This window comes from Aliivibrio wodanis (genome assembly GCF_052920805.1).
This window is the reverse complement of record NZ_JBREXA010000002.1, coordinates 1928493-1948633: the sequence shown is the minus strand read 5'-3', so window position 1 is coordinate 1948633 and position 20141 is coordinate 1928493. Positions and strand designations below refer to the sequence as shown.

The window sequence follows — 20141 nt, the reverse complement described above, 5'->3', positions numbered from 1 at the left end:
GGGTAACTTCGGAAGGTTAGATATAAAAAAGCTCAGAACGAATCTGAGCTTTTTTTACATCAATATACTGATTAAGACCAACCGTTTGGTTTCTTTTTGCGACTAGGGATCATATGAGGCAGTAATAAACCGAACAATAGACCAAGACCTGCAACACCGCCACCGTACATAAAGTATTTAAGCAGTAAATCTTCTTTTTGCGTATCTAGTTTTGCGCGTAACTCACGAACTTCAGATTGAGAGCTAACTAGTTGATTATTTACATCGCTATAGCTTTGCTCTAAATCTTGCATTTGTTGATTACGTTGAGTCAAACTATCAGCTAACCCTGCTTTCTCATCATTTGCTGCTTTACGAGCATTAGCCAGTTGTGTTTTTACTGACGTAAGTTCAGCTTCAACTTTAGGTAAGCGTTCACCAAGACCAGCTTGACGAGAGATAAATTTAGTTTCAACCCAACCTTTGCGGCCTTTAGAGTCAATGATCTGTGTGAAACCAGACCCTTTATTTATTGATAGTTGACTAATGCGGTCACCCGCGTTGACACTACCAATAATTTTATATTGGTTACTAGGGCCTGAGTGCATATAAGTAAATAGGTTATCTGATATATAACGAGTTTGAGCTTGTGCTGGTGTAGCAATAGCCCAAGCCAGTAGAATTAGACTAATAAAATGCTTCACAATACTATTCCTTTGAAAATTGGTCTTGAATCGTCTAGCGTCGATTTGATTGAGAGCGCTTTATCATCGATTCGAATTAAGTTATAGATACTAAAAATATTTGGGCTTAGATGCAAGAAAAGAGGAGATTTTACTCTCCTCTTTGTGCAATTGTTTCAAAATTGAGTAGCTTATGCGCTAACGCCTACACCAAATATGGCTTGCATCATGTAATAGAATATAACCGCTAATAACGCACCAGCAGGAAGAGTTACAACCCAAGATGCTACGATATTACGTACCACACCTAAGTTTAATGCTCCAATACCACGTGCAAAGCCTACACCTAAAACAGCACCAACAAGAGTTTGTGTCGTTGAGATAGGTAGACCAGTACCTGATGCTAATACTACAGTAGAAGCTGTCGCTAACTGAGCCGCAAAACCACGACTAGGTGTTAGTTCAGTAATACCAGTACCTACTGTTGCCATTACTTTATGGCCTAATGTTGCAAGACCAACAACGATACCAATACCACCTAGAGGAAGGATCCACCAAGCGATAGATGTTTTTGAAGCGATTTCACCTAAATTTTCAACAGTTGAAACAACTGCTGATAATGGACCAATCGCATTAGCAACATCATTAGAGCCATGAGCAAATGCCATTGCACACGCGGTAATTACCATTAATGTACTGAAGATGCTTTCTACACCAGTAAAGCCACGGCTGTCTTTTTCATCATTTACAGTATTTGCAAATTTACGAGAAATATAAACATAGCCACCTACCATTACTAATGCAGAGAACGCAACAGAAGCAACCCATGCTTCACCGCTAGATAGATGAAGACCAACGTGCTTTAGACCTTTTTTGATAGTAACAAGTGCAATAACCATAGTGGTGATGAACATGTACACAGGAACAAAACGTTTCGCATTCATTAATGGCTTATCAGTATCAAATATCAGTCGTTGAGCACTGATAAAGATCATATAGGCGAAAATACCAGAGATAAGAGGTGTAATTAACCAACTACCAACGATACCTTGAACAGAAGCCCAATCAACAGCTTCTGTACCTACTGCAACACACGCAAAACCGATGATAGCACCGATGATAGAGTGGGTTGTTGATACTGGCCAGCCCATGTAAGAAGCAAGTAGTAACCACGTACCCGCAGCAAGAAGCGCTGACATCATGCCATAAACTAATACTTCAGGTTGGTGAGCGAAAAGAGAGGTGTCGATAACCCCTTTCCTAATTGTATCTGTAACTTCACCACCAGCAAGGTATGCCCCTGCAAATTCGAAGATCATAGCAATGATGATCGCTTGTTTTACTGTTAGTGCTTTAGACCCTACAGAGGTGCCCATCGCATTGGCTACATCATTGGCACCAATACCAATAGCCATAAGGAAGCCGAAGAAGGCCGCAACTAAAATAAGGGTCGTGCCGTAGTTAGCAAGAATATCCATTGTATTACCTGTTACTGAATCACAAACTTATGAGCGAGATAGCATTAGTTCTAAACGAGAACCAACACGCTGTGCTTGGTCGGCAATGCCGCCAACCCACTCAAGGATTTTATAAAGGAACATAACATCGATTGGGTTGTATTTGTGCTCGATGCTCATGAGTTGCTGGCGCAGTTGAATTTGCAATTCGTCAGTATCATCTTCAATGATATCTAGCTTATTGATCATCTCTGCTACCAAGGTGACTTCGCGTCCTTTAAAGCCAGTTTCTAATAGCTCATCCAGTTCGCTGATTACTTCTTGCGCTTGACTAGCCGCATCTAAACAACGTTGAACATAAGCTAAAAATGCTTCCTGCATAGAACTTGGAATTTCAAGTTGGCGACCAACAACGCGACCTGCGATGTCTTTAGCCAAATTTGCGAGTTTATCTTGCTGAGTTAATAGACCGAGCATATCAGTACGATCAACAGGCATGAATAACCCACGAGGAAAGTTTCAAACGAATTTCTCGTTTTAATACATCCGCTTCTTTCTCTAAATGAGAAATTTGAGCACGAAGTTCACTCGCTTTTTCCCAATCACCAGTTGCACACGTTTCGAAAAACGGAATAAGCAGTGAGCAGCATTCATTGACACAAACAACGTGACGCTGCAAAGGTTTCATTGGGGACTTTGCGAATAACCCCATAATAGTATTTACTGGCATGGTTTCTTAACCTATAAAACAAGTACCTAATGGTGAATTGTTAGACGATGGCCATAAAGGCGCGAATGTTAACCCAATCCCACTATCAATAAAACTACTTTAGATCATGGTTTGGGCATTATTTCTAGCTTGATACCGAACAGTTTAAGCCATATCCTTGGAAAGACAACGGTTATGAGGTCATTATGGAAACTGAAATAGAACTGAAATTTTTTGTTTTTCCTGAATTTGTAGACACAATTATAGATAAAATATCAGATGCTAAAGTCATAGAGCAGAGTTGCTTGAACCTAGGTAACATCTATTTTGATACTCCTGAACAGCATCTTCGAAAGCATGATACAGGGCTACGAATTCGTCGGTTTAATGATGAACGTATTCAAACATTAAAAACGGCGGGCCGTGTTGTAGCAGGATTGCACCAACGTCCAGAATACAATGCAGAGCATGATAGTGATGTTCCAAATGTTCATTTACACCCTAAAGATGCTTGGCCTGATGATATTGCTTTAGATGATCTTCAAGAGCAGCTTTTTCCTCTATTCTCAACCAATTTTATTCGCCAGCAGTGGCTTGTCGCTATGCCTGATGGCAGTGAAATTGAACTGGCTTTTGATCAAGGAGAAGTGGTTGTTGGTGAGAAAACGACACCTATCTGTGAGGTAGAGCTCGAGCTTAAGTCTGGTCAAACAGATGCACTATTTACATTAGCTCGCGATTTATGTAGCTCTGGTGGTATGCGTTTGGGAAACCAAAGTAAAGCGGCTAAAGGGTATCGCCTGGCGATGGATGCTCCTGCTGATAAGGTAAAACCACTAACTTTAGTTAGAACAGAATCATCAGACAGTGTTGAGACGTGTTTTGTTAACTCCTTAGAACACGCTTTATCTCATTGGCATTACCATGAGCAAATTTATATAGATACTCAAGATAAGTTTGCACTTCAAGAAATCCGTATTGCTATTGCCTTTTTAAGACAGATCTTTTTAGTATTTGGTGAAATGGTGCCAAAGCGCGCAAGTGAGTTGTTGCGTCAAGAATTAAAGTGGCTAGAAGAGAAACTTCATTGGTTGGATAAGTCAGAGCATCTAGATTATTTAATTGAAGAAAAAGGGAATGTACTTAGAAAGTTAGATGCACGTAAATTTCTCGTCGCTCGTTTAAAAGAGAGTGCTGCTGCATTACCTAATGAAGATGAAATGCTTTCATTATTGATGTCTGATCGTTATTGCAGTTTATTGTTGGATTTAAGTCGTTGGATTTTAACGCGAGATTGGCAACCGTTTTTAGATGATAAAAAACGTCAAGTACTCCAAGAGTCGATAGATAGCCATTCAGGTATTTTACTCGATCGGACATGGGAATCGTTAGACGCTGCATTTTCCTCTTCAAATCAGCTACTGCCTGTTGATTACTTTAAGCAAAAAATGCGCTTACGTCGAAACTTAATGACAGGAACTTGTTTTGCTCTTATTTATGATGATGAGAGAAGAAAAGGTTTCCGCTTACCTTGGCTTGATTTATTGCAAGGCATTGATGACTTGATGAGTTTAGAGCCATTGAGAACTCGAGTTGAGCTATTGGAAAATGAAGAGGAACGTGAACAACTAGAACGTTGGCTTCTTCGCCAAGAGCGTTCAATTTTACATGCTATGGAGCAAACTCGTAAAGCAGGGCTAGAGTATCCTCCTTATTGGCAGTAATTTTCGTTAGTTAATAGATAGTGATTTAAAAGAAGAGAGGTTATTACTTCTCTTTTTTATTTTTTATTTGTTCTAATCCTTTTAGGATTTCGGCTTGCTGCTGTAAAATTTGATTGAGCTTCTCATCTCGATCATGCTGTTCTTTTTGTTCGTGTTTTTTTTGTTCAATCTGTGATGGTTCGGTAATGATGGAGGTGATTAAGCCTGAGATCATACCGAAAATACCAACACCAGATATAATGATGATTACGGCTAACATTTTACCTGCCACTGTCACAGGATAGTGGTCACCATAGCCAACGGTTGATATTGTCACAAAAGCCCACCATAACGCATCTCCTGCGGTTTGAATGTTAGCCTCTGGATCTGGACCTTCAAACATTAGCATAAAGACAGAACCTAGTGAAATAAGGGTAACCATCAAAACTAAAATCGATGCAATCGTGGCTTCTTTTCTGTTTGATTGCAGCTGCTTTAAAAGAGACTGGCTAGATCGCAGCAGACGGAAAACTCGCAAAATATGGAATACACGTGCATACCGGACTGGTTCAATAATTGGAATGCTGGCAATAAAATCAACCCAATGCTCTTTTAAATATTGAACTCGTTGCTTACTACGAAAGAGATCAATAGATAACTGGAAGAGAAAGAGCGCACAAATAATGGTGTCGAGTGTGATAAGCATGGCTCGACTGTTGTGATCCAGTGGTGCGAACAGCAAGCTTGAGATCACAATTAATGATAAAAACGATAATACCAATGACATTAAGCTCATAGGGTGAAGGTCAATTTTGTTATTATTCATATTAATTATTTATGTACTTCTGCCGTTGTAATGTAGATGATGTCTAGTTGGGTGATATGACTTTGTATCATGCACTAAAAAAATTAATTCTGAAAGTAATGAGGGAAAGTATGACAACAATAGCGTTTAAGCCATGGGAAAGGTTAGTGACTGATGTAAAGTTGGTTCCTAAACTAATCCTATTAATGGTGTTTAGTACTGTGCTTTTAGTTACTAAGCAGCTATGGGATGCGAATACTTTTTACCAATCGGTTATTACGATTCAGAAAGAACGAGCGCAAGAATCAGCGATTGCTAATGCAGAACTTATCAATGGTATTTTAAATCATAAACCTGGCGGTAAAGAATTGGCAGGTGAAGCTATCTCCATTCAATCAAAAGCTTGGACTGAAGGTAATTACATTTATGTAATTGATCGTGAAAGCGGCAAAGTGTTTGGACACAGCAGAGCACAATCAATCTCTTCTTTATCGGATTCTATTGATAATGGCTCTTCATTAAAGCAAATGCTTGGAAGCCTATCGTCTCAAGAAGCTTATTCAATTAATGATTACACTCGTTATGAGTTTGCTAAGAAAGTACCGAACCATAACTGGGTAGTTGTCGCATCTCAAAGTGCAGAGAGTGCAGAGCAATATTATCAAGACTATTTAGTTCAGGTGATCTGGCAAACCTTGGCAATGATTGTTGCTTTCATGGTTATCTTACTGAGTGCATCAAGTATCATGCTACGTCAAATGAAGTATTTAAATACTTCAATGAAACAGATTGCAGGACAAAACCTTTCAGAACCAGTAGAAATGAACTGTAAAGATGAGTTTGGTGATTTAGCAAGAGAGCTAAATAAAACACGTTTACAGTTGAAATCGGTAGTAGAAGCACAATTGTCAGCATCGCAAGAGTTAGCAGGGTTAACAGAAGTGATGACGATTAGCATGGAAGGAACAAAAGAAGCAGCACAAGAAGAGTTTGCTGAAATTGACCAACTGGCAACAGCGATGAGCGAGATGAGCTCAACAGTGCAAAATGTAGCGGATAATGCACGTAATGCATCTGCAGGAACCGAGCAAGCACAAGCGCAAGCTAAAGTAGGCCAAGAGTTTGTTGAAGGTACGATTGTTAAAATTCAAGCCTTATCTGGTGATATTGCCGCTTCTGCTGAAGTGGTGAATCAAGTTGAAGAACGCGTTGTTTCGATTAGCTCAGTGGTTGAGACTATTCGTGGGATTTCAGAACAAACGAACTTACTGGCATTGAATGCGGCGATTGAAGCGGCTCGTGCCGGTGATGCTGGTCGTGGTTTTGCTGTGGTTGCAGATGAAGTAAGAAATCTAGCACAGAGTACACAAGGTGCAACGGTTGAGATCCAAGAGATGATTACTCAGTTACAAAACAGTGCTAATCAAGCTGTCGATCTGATGGAAAAAAGTGTGGTTGAAGCCGCTGAAGGTGTTGAGCTAGTAACAAATGCGGGAACAGAGTTAGAAAGTATTGTAAACCAAGTGAATAATATCAATGAAATGAATTTCCAGATAGCAAGTGCCGCCGATCAACAAAGCAGTGTTGCCACTGAAATGGATCAAAACTTAGCGAATGTTCGTGAGCTGGTGGAAGCGTCGGTTATGGTAATGACTGAGCTAACTGAAACTTCAGAAGAAATGCAGCAAAATGCAGAAGAATTAGAAGCCAAAATGAAAGTATTTAAGATTTAATTCATCTTACTTTGATCTTATTAACGCCTGCACTCTGTTGTAGGCGTTTTTGTTTGCGGCTAAAACTAAATTTTGGCACAGTATAAGCAGTTTGATTCGTTCGTTTAGTGTAACGAACATCATGGAATTTTTGATAAGGAATATCATGTCTTTGCCATCATCATTAAGCTCGTTAGCTGAGCGTCGTCATCAAGAGTTAACTCACCTTAATCATATTCAAGCTTGGCCAGAGTCTTTACAGCAATCGCTGCTAATTGCACTTGGCTGTAGTGATTTTTTACATGAAGCTTTTCAGCAAGATGAATATTTGTGTCAGTATTTTCCTAGTATGTTTGATGAGAGTGATCGCAGCGAAGATTACCGTTCTCGATTACAAGATAATTTATCAAAATGCAGTGATGAAAATGGATTAATGCGAGAACTTCGATATTTTCGTCGCAGAGAAATGGCTTATATTGCATGGCGAGATTTTACTCATGAGTATTTCCCTCGTTGTGATTGGTCTTTAGAAGTAAGCTTATCTCATTTGTCTTTATTAGCTGAAGCTCTAATCGTGGAGTCATATCAATGGCTGTATAAACAAGCCTGTATTGATTGGGGAACCCCGAAAAACGCACAAGGTGAAGAGCAACCTATGCTTATCATTGGGATGGGAAAATTGGGTGGTGGTGAGTTAAATTTCTCTTCAGATATCGACTTGATTTTTACTTATCCTGAAAATGGAGAGACGGAAGGTGCACGCCGCAGTATTGCTAATGCACAGTTCTTTACTCGCTTAGGGCAAAAAATTATTAAAGCGTTAGATCAAACAACCTTTGATGGGTTTTGTTATCGCGTTGATCTACGTTTACGTCCTTTTGGTGAGAGTGGACCTTTAGTGATGAGCTATGCGGCTTTAGAGGATTATTACCAAGAGCAAGGTCGAGACTGGGAACGCTACGCGATGATCAAAGCGCGTGTTATGGGTAAGGAAACCTACAGTCATTATCAAGAACTGCGTCAAATGTTACGCCCATTTGTTTTCCGTCGTTACATTGATTTTGGTGCGATTCAAGCGTTGCGTCGTATGAAGTCGATGATCACTACTGAAGTTCGCCGTCGTGGATTGAACGATAATATTAAACTTGGTTCAGGTGGAATTAGAGAAGTTGAATTTATTGCTCAAGTATTCCAACTTATCCGTGGTGGTCGGGAACCTTCTTTACGTGGCCGAGGGTTATTAGAAACATTAGACGCGATTAAAGAATTGGGGCAGTTATCAGTTCAAGAGGTGGATAATTTAACGACGGGTTATTGTTTCTTACGTCGTTTAGAGAACTTACTACAAGCGATTGGAGATAAGCAAACTCAGACATTACCAATGGACGAGAGAGATCAATCTCGCCTTGCTTTTGCAATGGGAATGGCTGATTGGAATGAGCTCTATGATGCAATTCAACTGCAAATGAACACCATTCATGCTGTATTTGAAAATTTGATCGGTGATGATGAAGATGAATCTGAAAGTAGCATTGATAAGTCGTATGTTGAGCTGTGGGATATGGCGCATAACCCTGAAGTACTTGAGAATATTTTACAAGAACTGAACGCTGAACAAGCGGAGCAACTGACCCGTCATATTATTGAATTCAAAGGGGATTTGAAGAAAAAAACATTAGGGCCTAGAGGGCGTGAAGCGATCACTCACTTAATGCCTAAATTGTTCAGTATTGTGATTAGCCGAGAAGATGCAAGTGATACCTTACCGCGCTTAACTAAGCTTATCCAAGCCATTGCCACCAGAACGACTTATCTAGAGCTGCTTGATGAGCACAGTGGTGCATTGCAGCATTTAGTTCGCTTATGTGCAGCAAGCCCAATGGTTGCAGAGCAATTAACTCGTTACCCAATATTATTGGATGAATTATTGGATATAAATCAACTTTATAACCCAATTGAGTTGAGCCAATATAAAATTGAATTGCATGAATTTCTTGCTCGTATCCCTGAAGATGATATGGAACAGCAGATGGAGGCTTTACGCCAATTTAAGCAAGTCTGTTTATTAAGAATAGCAGCTTCAGATATTGCTGGTGGACTCTCTTTAATGAAAGTAAGTGATCACTTAACCTACTTATCGGAAGCTATAGTTGAGTCGGTAGTAAATCAAGCGTGGTTACAGGTGACTGAGAAGTTTGGTGAACCAACTCATCTTGAAGGTCGAGACAGTAAAGGCTTTGCTGTGATCGGGTATGGCAAGGTTGGTGGCTGGGAATTAGGCTATAACTCGGATCTTGATATTGTCTTTATGCATGATTGCGATACGAATACTTACACTAACGGAAAAAAAGAAATTGATGGTCGTCAGTTCTATCTACGGTTAGCACAACGAATTATTCATATTTTCTCTGTACGTACCTCTTCTGGTATTTTGTATGAAGTGGATACTCGTTTGCGTCCATCAGGCGCATCAGGGTTATTAGTTAGTACTAGTGAAGCGTTTGATGAATATCAACGAGAAGATGCATGGACTTGGGAGCATCAAGCCTTAGTTCGTGCTCGTATGATCTATGGTGATAGCGCGCTACAATCGGCGTTTAATACAACGCGCCATGATATTCTTTGTTTAGCGAGAAATGAGAAAAAATTGCAGCAAGATGTCGCTGAGATGCGAGAAAAAATGCGAGGTCATTTAGGCGGAAAAAAAGCAGGACGCTTTATGCTTAAACAAGATGCAGGTGGTATTACTGATATTGAGTTTTTAGCACAGTATTTAGTTTTGAATCACAGTCATCAAGCATCTAAGCTAACTCGCTGGTCTGACAATGTTCGTATTTTTGAAAGCTTTGCTGAGCAGAATGTAATGAGTGAAGAGTTATCTCAATCATTAATTCATGCTTATTGTGTAATGAGAAATGAGATCCATCATCGTAATTTATTAGGCTTCGATGCAGATGTTGCTGATACTAGCTTTGATGAAGAACGAAGAGCGGTAGTAACTGCTTGGAATCACTGGTTTAGTTAGTAAGTATTACTTAACTATTCGTTTACTATTACTAAGTTGGCGCAGAACTTGTGTAAATGCTACCATTTGACACAGAATATTTTTATAAACAGTCTGAACCAATAGTGGTGGAAATTTACTGTTTATTACCCGGAGAAGAAAATGAAACCTACACTGCCTAATTATGAACAATCCGGTGTATTGATTATTGGTGACGTAATGCTTGACCGCTATTGGGGTGGTCCAACAAATCGTATTTCACCAGAAGCACCAGTACCAGTTGTAAAGGTCGATAATATTGAGGAGCGTCCAGGCGGTGCTGCCAATGTAGCGATGAATATTGCTGCGCTAGGTGGCGATGCTCACCTTGTAGGTTTAGTTGGTGATGACGAACCAGCAAAGGCGTTAACAGCGACGTTGAACTCACTGAAAGTACATTGTGATTTTGTTTCTCTTCCTGACTTTCCTACGATTACAAAATTGCGAGTAATGAGTCGTGGTCAACAGCTCCTTCGTCTTGATTTTGAAGAGAGTTTCCATGATGTCCCTGCTGAACCCCTTATTAGTCGTATGCAAGCGACGTTATCAAAAGTAAAAGCAGTTGTATTGTCTGATTATGCTAAAGGCGCACTAGAGCATGTGCAACTAATGATTCAAGAAGCACGTAAAGTTAATGTTCCTGTATTTATCGATCCGAAAGGTGCAGATTTTGAACGCTACCGCGGTGCGACATTATTAACGCCAAATATGCTTGAGTTTGAAACGGTTGTAGGAAAAGTAAAAGATGAAGATGATTTGGTGGTTAAAGGCCAACAAATCATTGAAGATTTTGATTTTGAAGCGTTATTGGTAACACGAAGTGAGCATGGTATGACTTTACTTCGTCGTGATATGGAACCATTGCATTTACCAACACTTGCTCGTGAAGTCTTTGATGTTACTGGCGCTGGTGATACAGTTATTTCTGTATTGGCGGCATCAGTCTCAACAGGTAAACCACTAGATGAAGCGTGTGCATTAGCTAATGCTGCTGCAGGTGTTGTAGTTGGTAAGCTTGGCACATCAACACTATCAACGATTGAACTCGCTGAAGCGATTCATGGAAGCCAAGATTCTGGTTTTGGTATCATCAATGAAGAATTACTAATTAGTGCAGTGAAGCAAGCTCGTGCTCGTGGTGAACGAGTGGTAATGACGAATGGTTGTTTTGATATCTTGCATGCTGGTCATGTCTCTTATTTGAATCATGCAGCAGAATTAGGTGATCGCTTAATTGTAGCGGTTAACACCAATGAATCAGTACAGCGTTTGAAAGGCCCTGGTCGTCCTATTAACCCAACGGATCGTCGTATGGCGGTATTGGCTGGTTTAGGTGCGGTAGATTGGGTTGTACCTTTCTCTGAAGATACTCCACAACGCTTAATCTCAGCGGTATTACCAACGATGTTGGTGAAAGGTGGCGATTACGCGATGGAAGATATTGCAGGTGGAGCAGAGGTGATTGCCGCTGGTGGTGAAGTAAAAGTCTTGAATTTTGAAGATGGCTGTTCAACCACTGGTATTATTGAAGCGATTAAAGGTGGTAGAGGCTAGTTGAAACTAGGCACAAATAGCTAGTTACCTTTGAATCTACATAAAAAAGCCACATTATTAAAGTAATGTGGCTTTATTTATTTTAGCTTATTTAGCTTATTTAGCTTGAGTTGTTTTACTCGCTTTTAAGCCCATATTGATATCTACAACATCTTGCTCACTTAATGTACCTACTGCTTGTTTTAGCTGTAGTACACTCAGGATGTAATCGTAACGAGCATTTGCTAGGTTACGGTTAGCATCGAATAGACGGCGAGTAGAATCTAGTACATCAACAATAGTACGAGTACCAACATCAAAACCAGCTTCAGTTGCTTCTAATGCAGAATTTGCAGAAATAACCGTTTGTTCATAGGCTTTTAAAGCACCAATAGAAGCATTGATGTTGTTGTTGTAAGCTCGTACATTTCTTGTCACATCACGGTAAGTCGCTTCTAAATCTTGGCTAGCAGCAACATATTTGAACTGAGCTTGATTTGTTTGTGAAGTAATGTTGCCACCAGTATACAGTGGAACAACTAAGTTGATGCCTGCATTGATGTCACTAGCATTGTAATCTTGAGCACTATTACTTTGGTCTGTGTAGTTATAACCAGCATCAAGCGTTAGTGATGGCATGTGACCAGAGCTTGCTAAAGAGATATTATCTTTAGCTACATCAGTACTGATACGAGCAGCTAATAAGCTTAAGTTCTTTTGTTGCGCTTCATCAATTAAGCTATCTGATGATTGTTCAGATGGGCTTGCAGAGAAGCGATCAGTGTCGAGTACGCTTAGTTCTGTGTGGCCTTGGCCTGTGATCACACGAAGTTCTTCATAACTGTTTACCAATTGGTTTTCAGTCAGTACTTCGTTTGCCAATACGCTATCGTATTGTGCTTGTGCATCATGAACATCGGTAATTGCAGATAAACCAACATCGAAACGTTGTTTAGTCTGCTCTAATTGACGAGCAACGGCTGCTTTTTCTGCACGAACAAACTCTAGGTTATCGTTGGCACGCAGAACATCAAAGTAGGCTTGTGCCACACGTAAAATTACACCTTGCTGTTCAGCAGCATAAGCAGAATCGGCTTGACGAGCACTTTTTTCTGCAATATCTAAGCTTACCCAGCTTGAACGTTGGTAGAGTTCTTGGGATAAAGAAACGCCAGCATTCAAACGATCATTTTCACGAGAGTCCATATCACTTCGTAGGATATTGTAACCCGCAGTTAAATTAATCTGAGGTAATAACGAACTTTGTGAAGAGTTGACCGCTTCAAAAGCTGCGTCTTTATTTGCAGCAGCTCTTAGTAATTGAGGGTCATTTTCTTTAGCTTGGTTATACACTTGTGCAAGGTCATCAGCAGCAGCTAAAGAGCTGAAACTACCTAGTGCGATACCAATAACAAGTGGAAGCAGTTTTCTCATTGTGGTCAGTCCTGCAAAATTGTTTTATATAATATAGTTCATAGAGTGTACCTTATCTCTCTATACCCTGGCTGTGAAAGATTACGTTTTTTTACGTTCTGTTGATTTATATTATAGTAATATTGTGGAAAGCTTCTAAAAAAATGTAAGCATTATCATAAAAGTTGAGTTAATGAATTGTTGCTCTTATCGATGAATGATAAAACAGAGCGACAAATGAAGGAGAGCTACATGACAGCACCATCAAATACGCAATTAAATAATCAATTTACTTCTGATGATGTTGAACTTTTGTCAAAAATATCACTTTATGATGGCTTTTTTAAAATGACAAAAGTTAGTTTTCGCCATCAATTATTTAAGGGTGGTTGGAGTGAAGTTATAGAAAGGGAGTTGTTTGAGCGCGGCCACGCAGTCGCTTTATTACCTTATGATCCTATTACCGATAGTGTTGTGTTAATTGAGCAAATTCGAGTAGGTGTTTTAGGTTCTGATTCCCCTTGGCAATATGAAATTGTTGCAGGAATGATAGATAAAGGTCAATCAGCAGAACAAGTTGCTATTCGAGAAACACAAGAAGAAGCTGGCATTAGTGTTTCTAATTTAGAGAAAATAACTCATTTTTACCCATCTTCTGGTGGTTGCACAGAAAGGCTCGATGTTTTTGTTGGACAAGTTGATGCGTCTAAAGCAACAGGTGTCCATGGATTAAAAGAGGAAGGGGAAGACATTCGAGTGCATGTTGTAACTCGAGAAGAGGCATATGCATTAGTTACTCGTGGTGTAATTGAGAATGCTGCCTCAATTATTGCGTTACAGTGGCTAGAATTGAATGTTTCGCGCCTGAGATTACAGTGGAATAGTAAATAACATGCGTAAATACCATGTTAATTTAGCAAGCTTAATGAGAGTTTATGAAACAAATTATGCTAAATTAGTCGCCCTATTACCAAAGAATGAAAAAATTGGGGCTGTTTTAAGCTATCAAGTGTGTTTACAGCAATACCAAATTAAAATAATAGAAGTAACGGTTTATACAACATTAGTTGAAGTTTATCAGATAGATGAGCAACCAATTTATCCTTTACCAAGGTTAACCGTACGACTTTATCATGACGCTAGAGTGGCTGAGGTGTGTGCTAGCCAACAGTTTTCATACATTAAAGCGAAATATGATTATCCAAATAAAAAAATGCTTCAAAAAGATGAGAAGCACCAATTAAACCAGTTCCTAAGTGACTGGCTGACGTTTTGTTTAAAAAATGGGATAAGCCAAGAGCCCATTTTTTTAGAAAAGAATTAAAAGGTTGTAGCTATTTTGCTCTCGGAAACATTACTTAATAATGAAGACAGCCCGATTAGGTTGTTACAAATAACAGATACTCATTTGTTTGCGCCCGAAGATGGTGCGCTTCTTGGCGTGCCTACCTTAAAAAGCTTTCGAGCTGTTGTTGATCAAGTTCAACAGCGTACGCCAGATTTTGATGCGATTTTAGCGACGGGCGATATATCTCAAGATCATACTGTACAGTCATATCAGCATTTTGTTGATGGTATTGAACCGCTAGAAAAGCCATGCTATTGGTTACCAGGAAATCATGATTATAAGCCAAGCATGAGTAATGTTTTGCCTTCTTCCCAAATTCAAGCGTGTGAGCATGTGCTTATAGGTCTGCATTGGCAGATTATTATTTTAGACAGTCAGGTTGTAGGTGTTCCTCATGGTTTACTATCATCAAAACAACTAATATTGCTCGATAATGCTCTTACTCAACATCCAGATCGCCATTCATTGGTATTACTGCATCATCATCCATTACCAGCAGGTAGTGCGTGGTTAGATCAACACCAACTAAAAGATAACCAAGATTTTTGGGATGTTCTTAATCAGCACAGTAATGTTAATGGCATTGTTTGTGGTCATATTCATCAAGAGCTTGATCGTAAGGTTAATGGCGTTCGTTTACTTGCGACCCCTTCAACTTGTGTTCAATTCCTGCCTGACTCTGATGATTTTGCATTAGATTCTCAAGCTCCAGGGTGGAGAACGTTTGAACTGTTTCCTAATGGTGTTATTGAGACTCAAGTTCATCGTTTAAATAACAGTGATTTTTCTGCTGATAGTGATGCCGGAGGATATTAGATGAAAAAGCCTAGTTTATTGCTTTATCTTCATGGCTTTAATAGCTCGCCATTATCCCATAAAGCACAGGTTATGGTGAGTTATTGTAAAGAATATCGCTCAGACATCCATGTAGTCGTACCTAAGCTGCCTCCTTATCCTCACGAGTCAGCACAATACCTAACCGCGTTAATTGAACAATATAAATCAGATTATCAAATAGGTTTAGTTGGTAGCTCACTAGGTGGCTACTTATCTACTTGGCTAAGTGAGCAATATGGATTTAAAGCAGTTTTGGTTAATCCTGCGGTGAAGCCTTATGAACTACTGGCTGATTATTTAGGTAAGCAAGTAAACCCATACTCCCAAGAAGAATATGTGTTAGAAGAAAAACACATGATAGAGCTGCTAGGATTGAGAGTTGACCAGATCCAATCACCAAATAGTTTATGGCTATTGCAACAAGAAGGTGATGAAGTTCTTGATTACCGTGAAGCGTTAGAAAAATACATTGGTTGTAAGCAGACAATAGAAAAATCGGGTGATCATAGTTTTGTTGATTTTGAGCGTTACCCTGAACAAATTATTCAATTTCTAAATTTATAGTTACTGTTTCTCTACTCGAGAGATACAGTATCTATACAATCTTTAATACAAAGCCACATATTTTAGGGGGAATGGAGCCCTTTGCTTGACTTTCCTCTCTCCCTTTCAGACTATGTGACAAATTTTAAGAAGCCTTCCGAGATATGACTGAACAATATAATGCAGGAGCCATAGAGGTTCTAAATGGCCTTGAGCCCGTTCGTCGCCGTCCTGGTATGTATACCGACACCGCTCGCCCAAACCATTTAGGGCAAGAAGTTATAGATAACAGTGTCGATGAAGCCTTAGCCGGACACGCGAAAAAAGTTGAAGTAATTTTACACGCAGATCAATCTCTTGAAGTGATTGATGATGGGCGTGGTATGCCTGTTGATATCCACCCGGTAGAGAAAGTGTCAGGTGTTGAACTGATCCTTTGTAAGTTACATGCTGGTGGTAAATTCTCAGGTAAAAACTACGAATTCTCAGGTGGTTTGCACGGGGTTGGTATCTCGGTAGTAAATGCCTTATCAAAGCGCGTAGAAGTCACTGTCCGTCGTGATGGTGAGATCTACGAAATTGCGTTTGAACATGGCGATAAAGTTTCTGATTTAACGGTTGTCGGCACCTGTGGCCGTCGTAATCGTGGTACTAGCGTACATTTCTGGCCTGATACAAGCTATTTTGATTCGCCGAAGTTCTCAGTTACTCGTCTTATTAATAATCTAAAAGCTAAAGCGGTATTATGCCCAGGGTTAGAGATTGTTTTTAAAGATAAAGTAAACGATAAAGAGCATCAATGGTGCTATGAAGATGGTCTTAAAGATTATCTTTTAGAAGGCGTGACTGGTTACACTTTATTACCAGAAGAACCTTTTACTGGTGCATTTTTAGGGAAAGGCGAAGCCGCAGATTGGGCGGTAACTTGGTTGCCTGAAGGTGGAGAACTGGTTTCTGAAAGCTATGTAAACCTTATTCCTACAGCACAAGGCGGTACGCACGTAAATGGCATGCGCCAAGGCCTTTTAGATGCAATGCGTGAATTCTGTGAGTTCCGAAATTTATTGCCGCGTGGTGTAAAGCTTACTGCAGATGATATTTGGGACCGTTGTGCTTACGTTTTATCTGTTAAAATGCAAGATCCTCAATTTGCGGGTCAAACTAAAGAGCGCTTATCTTCACGCCAATGTGCTGCATTTGTTTCTGGTGTAGTTAAAGACGCTTTCAGTTTATGGTTGAATGAAAAACCACAAATTGCAGAACTGATTGCTGAAGCTTGTATTGCCAATGCACACCGTCGTATGCGAGCAGCTAAGAAAGTTGTTCGTAAGAAGATTGCATCAGGCCCTACATTGCCAGGTAAATTGACAGACTGTTCAATTCAAGATTTAGCTCGTACCGAACTTTTCTTAGTGGAAGGGGACTCGGCGGGTGGTTCTGCGAAACAAGCGCGTGATCGTGAATTCCAAGCGGTAATGCCACTGCGTGGTAAAATTCTAAACACGTGGGAAGTATCGGCAGACCAAGTATTAGCTTCCCAAGAAGTTCATAACATTTCAGTCGCGCTAGGTATTGACCCTGACTCAGACGATTTATCAGGCTTACGTTACGGTAAAGTTTGTATCTTAGCCGATGCCGATTCAGATGGTCTTCACATTGCGACTCTTCTATGTGCGTTATATCTGAAGCACTTCTCTTCTTTAGTTCGTGCCGGTCACGTTTATGTGGCAATGCCACCTTTGTATCGTATTGACTGTGGTAAAGAAGTCTTTTATGCCCTTGATGAAGCAGAAAAAGAAGGCGTTCTAGATCGCTTAAGCAATAAACGCGCAAAAATAAACGTACAACGATTTAAAGGATTGGGTGAGATGAACCCACTTCAACTTCGTGAAACGACCATGGATCCAAATACTCGTCGTCTGGTTCAATTAACCATTGATGACGATGAAAAGACCAATGAAATGATGGACATGCTTTTAGGCAAGAAACGTGCAGACGATCGTCGTGCTTGGCTACAATCTAACGGCGATCAGGCAGAGGTATAACAAATGAGTGCAGAAATGTCCTTAGAAGGTGTTGAACAGCTTCCGTTACGCAAGTTTACAGAAGACGCTTATCTAAACTACTCCATGTACGTAATCATGGATCGCGCATTACCTTATATTGGTGATGGCTTGAAACCCGTTCAACGTCGTATTATTTATGCGATGTCAGAGCTTGGTTTATCTGCGAATGCAAAATACAAAAAATCGGCACGTACGGTTGGTGATGTATTAGGTAAGTACCACCCACATGGTGACTCTGCTTGTTATGAAGCGATGGTACTAATGGCTCAACCGTTCTCTTACCGCTACCCACTGGTAGATGGTCAGGGTAACTGGGGTGCGCCGGATGACCCGAAATCGTTCGCAGCAATGCGTTATACCGAATCAAAATTATCGAAGTTTGCTGATGTATTGCTTGGTGAAATAAGCCAAGGTACGGTTGAATGGCAGCCAAACTTTGATGGCACGATGAAAGAGCCAAAGATCTTGCCTGCACGTCTTCCTCATATATTGCTGAATGGCATCATGGGCATCGCGGTTGGTATGGCGACAGATATTCCACCTCATAATGTACGTGAAGTGGCGAATGCAACCGTACACTTATTGGATAATCCTAAAGCTGACTTAGATGAAGTGATGAACTTTATCCAAGGGCCAGATTACCCAACTGAAGCGGAAATTATTTCATCTCATACTGATATTAAGAAAATTTATCGCACTGGTCGCGGCAGCATTAAAATGCGTGCGGTATGGCATAAAGAAGGCAGTGATATTGTTATTACTGCATTGCCACATCAAGTATCAGGCAGTAAATTATTAGAACAAATTGCAAGCCAAATGCGAGCGAAGAAACTACCTATGGTAGAAGACCTTCGTGATGAGTCAGATCATGAGAACCCGACTCGTATCGTGATTGTTCCGCGCTCAAATCGTATTGAAGCTGAGCCATTAATGAATCATCTATTTGCTTCTACGGATCTTGAAAAAAGCTTCCGTGTGAACCTAAATATGATTGGTTTGGATTTACGTCCACAAGTTAAAGGCTTGGTTAGCATTCTTAATGAGTGGATTGAATTCCGTCGCACGACAGTTCGTAAGCGTTTACAACACCGTCTTGATAAAATCTTAGCTCGTTTGCATATTTTAGATGGTCTATTAGCTGCGTATTTGAATATCGATGAAGTTATCGAAATTATTCGTACTGAAGATAATCCAAAGCACGAGTTAATAACGCGCTTTGATTTGTCTGAAATTCAAGCGGAAGCCATTTTAGAGATTAAACTTCGTCAGTTAGCCAAACTGGAAGAGATTAAGATCCGTGGTGAGCAAGATGAGTTAGCGAAAGAGCGTGATCAACTTGAGAAATTATTAGGTTCAGAGCGTCGTTTAAGTACGTTAATTAAAAAAGAAATTTTAGCGGATGCTGAGAAATTTGGTGATGATCGCCGTTCTCCATTAATTGAACGTGAAGAAGCCAAAGCATTAACTGAGCGTGATTTAATTCCAAGTGAAACCATTACAGTTGTTCTTTCCGATAAAGGTTGGATCCGTCATGCTAAAGGGCATGAGGTTGACCCAACAACGCTAAACTATAAGTCAGGTGATAAATACCTAGCTCATGCGAGAGGTAAGAGTAATGCTCCTGCCGTCTTCATGGGCAGTAACGGTCGAAGTTACGCATTGGAATCGCATACTTTGCCTTCAGCCAGAAGCCAAGGTGAGCCAATTACAGGGCGATTGAATATTACGGCTGGCAGCCAAATAACTCATGTTGTTATGGGTGAAGAAGAACAGTCGTGGTTAATCAGTTCAGATGCAGGTTATGGCTTTGTTTGTAAAGGCAGTGATTTATTGTCTAAGAATAAGAATGGTAAAACGTTACTTACGCTTCCTGAAAGTGCTTTAGTTATGAACCCTGAGACTGTTTCTGATTTAGACCGTGATGAGATTCTAGCTATTACTAATGAAGGCCGAATGCTTTTATTCCCTATTAAAGACTTACCTCAACTAAGTAAAGGTAAGGGTAATAAAATCATTAATATTCCGGCGGCCCGTTCTAAATCTCGTGAAGAGTTTTTATCTCATTTATTATCGTTACCACAAGGTGCAACTATTACCTTGTATGCAGGTAAGCGTAAGTTAGGTTTGAAACCAAGTGATTTAGATAACTTCCGTGGTGAACGTGGTCGTCGTGGTACTTTGTTGCCAAGAGGGTTGCAACGAGTGACTCGTATTGATGTTAATGGCGAAAGTACTTCGGTCGAAGTGGAAGATAAAGAGTAACGATTAAGTTCGATATTTATATATCAAAATAGCGCATGAGAATGCGCT

At 40.1% G+C, this 20141-nt stretch carries 14 protein-coding genes and 1 pseudogene; 10 read left to right on the top strand and 5 right to left on the bottom strand.

Annotated elements, in window-relative coordinates; all coding sequences use genetic code 11:
* Nucleotides 1-71: 71 nt before the first annotated feature.
* From ACU5DF_RS16875 to ACU5DF_RS16865, 3 genes and pseudogenes are all read right to left on the bottom strand, one after another.
* The gene (locus ACU5DF_RS16875) at nucleotides 72-683 is read right to left on the bottom strand and encodes a TIGR04211 family SH3 domain-containing protein (protein WP_446713620.1); all 612 of its coding nucleotides are present in this window, start codon (nucleotides 681-683) and stop codon (nucleotides 72-74) included.
* Nucleotides 684-853: 170 nt separating this feature from the next.
* Nucleotides 854-2140 (bottom strand): inorganic phosphate transporter, encoded by a 1287-nt coding sequence (locus ACU5DF_RS16870; protein ID WP_446713619.1) that lies wholly within the window; start codon nucleotides 2138-2140, stop codon nucleotides 854-856.
* Between the two features lie 27 nt (nucleotides 2141-2167).
* A pseudogene (locus ACU5DF_RS16865) lies at nucleotides 2168-2849 on the bottom strand (TIGR00153 family protein).
* Between the two features lie 185 nt (nucleotides 2850-3034).
* On the opposite strand from ACU5DF_RS16865, the gene ACU5DF_RS16860 reads away from it, so the two are divergent.
* Nucleotides 3035-4552 (top strand): CYTH and CHAD domain-containing protein, encoded by a 1518-nt coding sequence (locus ACU5DF_RS16860; RefSeq protein ID WP_045101158.1) that lies wholly within the window; start codon nucleotides 3035-3037, stop codon nucleotides 4550-4552.
* 43 nt (nucleotides 4553-4595) lie between these two features.
* On the opposite strand, the gene ACU5DF_RS16855 is transcribed toward ACU5DF_RS16860, so the two are convergent.
* Nucleotides 4596-5357: an ion transporter gene (locus ACU5DF_RS16855; RefSeq protein ID WP_446713618.1), complete on the bottom strand. Its 762-nt coding sequence runs from the start codon at nucleotides 5355-5357 to the stop codon at nucleotides 4596-4598.
* Between the two features lie 110 nt (nucleotides 5358-5467).
* On the opposite strand from ACU5DF_RS16855, the gene ACU5DF_RS16850 reads away from it, so the two are divergent.
* The 3 genes from ACU5DF_RS16850 to hldE all read left to right on the top strand — a co-directional run bounded on the left by ACU5DF_RS16850 (nucleotide 5468) and on the right by hldE (nucleotide 11645).
* A complete protein-coding gene (locus ACU5DF_RS16850; RefSeq protein ID WP_446713617.1) occupies nucleotides 5468-7069 on the top strand; it encodes a methyl-accepting chemotaxis protein in 1602 nt (533 codons plus the stop codon).
* 145 nt (nucleotides 7070-7214) lie between these two features.
* Nucleotides 7215-10073, top strand: coding sequence for a bifunctional [glutamate--ammonia ligase]-adenylyl-L-tyrosine phosphorylase/[glutamate--ammonia-ligase] adenylyltransferase (glnE, locus tag ACU5DF_RS16845; protein WP_446713616.1), 2859 nt, complete (start codon nucleotides 7215-7217; stop codon nucleotides 10071-10073).
* Nucleotides 10074-10214: 141 nt separating this feature from the next.
* On the top strand, nucleotides 10215-11645 hold the full coding sequence (hldE, locus tag ACU5DF_RS16840; RefSeq protein WP_446713615.1) for a bifunctional D-glycero-beta-D-manno-heptose-7-phosphate kinase/D-glycero-beta-D-manno-heptose 1-phosphate adenylyltransferase HldE: 1431 nt from the start codon (nucleotides 10215-10217) through the stop codon (nucleotides 11643-11645).
* Nucleotides 11646-11741: 96 nt separating this feature from the next.
* Here the strand turns inward: hldE and tolC are convergent, their stop codons facing one another.
* Nucleotides 11742-13058, bottom strand: a complete 1317-nt coding sequence (gene tolC / locus ACU5DF_RS16835) for an outer membrane channel protein TolC (RefSeq protein ID WP_045101163.1) — start codon at nucleotides 13056-13058, stop codon at nucleotides 11742-11744.
* A 231-nt stretch (nucleotides 13059-13289) separates the two neighbouring features.
* Here tolC and nudF point away from each other — a divergent pair, with 231 nt between their 5' ends.
* The 6 genes from nudF to parC all read left to right on the top strand — a co-directional run bounded on the left by nudF (nucleotide 13290) and on the right by parC (nucleotide 20093).
* The gene (gene nudF / locus ACU5DF_RS16830) at nucleotides 13290-13928 is read left to right on the top strand and encodes an ADP-ribose diphosphatase (protein WP_045101164.1); all 639 of its coding nucleotides are present in this window, start codon (nucleotides 13290-13292) and stop codon (nucleotides 13926-13928) included.
* A gap of 1 nt (nucleotide 13929) precedes the next feature.
* A complete protein-coding gene (locus ACU5DF_RS16825) occupies nucleotides 13930-14361 on the top strand; it encodes a DUF1249 family protein (RefSeq protein WP_045101165.1) in 432 nt (143 codons plus the stop codon).
* Between the two features lie 15 nt (nucleotides 14362-14376).
* Complete coding sequence (cpdA, locus tag ACU5DF_RS16820; protein ID WP_045101166.1) at nucleotides 14377-15201, top strand: 3',5'-cyclic-AMP phosphodiesterase; 825 nt, start codon at nucleotides 14377-14379, stop codon at nucleotides 15199-15201.
* Complete coding sequence (gene yqiA / locus ACU5DF_RS16815) at nucleotides 15202-15786, top strand: esterase YqiA (protein WP_045101167.1); 585 nt, start codon at nucleotides 15202-15204, stop codon at nucleotides 15784-15786.
* A 143-nt stretch (nucleotides 15787-15929) separates the two neighbouring features.
* Nucleotides 15930-17810, top strand: a complete 1881-nt coding sequence (gene parE, locus ACU5DF_RS16810) for a DNA topoisomerase IV subunit B (RefSeq protein WP_045101168.1) — start codon at nucleotides 15930-15932, stop codon at nucleotides 17808-17810.
* A gap of 3 nt (nucleotides 17811-17813) precedes the next feature.
* Complete coding sequence (parC, locus tag ACU5DF_RS16805; protein ID WP_446713614.1) at nucleotides 17814-20093, top strand: DNA topoisomerase IV subunit A; 2280 nt, start codon at nucleotides 17814-17816, stop codon at nucleotides 20091-20093.
* Nucleotides 20094-20141: the final 48 nt, after the last annotated feature.

Bases quoted from the DNA above. Each gene is read 5' to 3' on its own strand.
- parE (WP_045101168.1), top strand. From the start codon at position 15,930: ATGACTGAACAATATAATGCAGGAGCCATAGAGGTTCTAAATGGCCTT.
- parC (WP_446713614.1), top strand. From the start codon at position 17,814: ATGAGTGCAGAAATGTCCTTAGAAGGTGTTGAACAGCTTCCGTTACGC.
- ACU5DF_RS16860 (WP_045101158.1), top strand. From the start codon at position 3,035: ATGGAAACTGAAATAGAACTGAAATTTTTTGTTTTTCCTGAATTTGTA.
- ACU5DF_RS16855 (WP_446713618.1), bottom strand. From the start codon at position 5,357: ATGAATAATAACAAAATTGACCTTCACCCTATGAGCTTAATGTCATTG.
- nudF (WP_045101164.1), top strand. From the start codon at position 13,290: ATGACAGCACCATCAAATACGCAATTAAATAATCAATTTACTTCTGAT.
- ACU5DF_RS16825 (WP_045101165.1), top strand. From the start codon at position 13,930: ATGCGTAAATACCATGTTAATTTAGCAAGCTTAATGAGAGTTTATGAA.
- tolC (WP_045101163.1), bottom strand. From the start codon at position 13,058: ATGAGAAAACTGCTTCCACTTGTTATTGGTATCGCACTAGGTAGTTTC.
- ACU5DF_RS16850 (WP_446713617.1), top strand. From the start codon at position 5,468: ATGACAACAATAGCGTTTAAGCCATGGGAAAGGTTAGTGACTGATGTA.
- hldE (WP_446713615.1), top strand. From the start codon at position 10,215: ATGAAACCTACACTGCCTAATTATGAACAATCCGGTGTATTGATTATT.
- glnE (WP_446713616.1), top strand. From the start codon at position 7,215: ATGTCTTTGCCATCATCATTAAGCTCGTTAGCTGAGCGTCGTCATCAA.
- ACU5DF_RS16870 (WP_446713619.1), bottom strand. From the start codon at position 2,140: ATGGATATTCTTGCTAACTACGGCACGACCCTTATTTTAGTTGCGGCC.
- yqiA (WP_045101167.1), top strand. From the start codon at position 15,202: ATGAAAAAGCCTAGTTTATTGCTTTATCTTCATGGCTTTAATAGCTCG.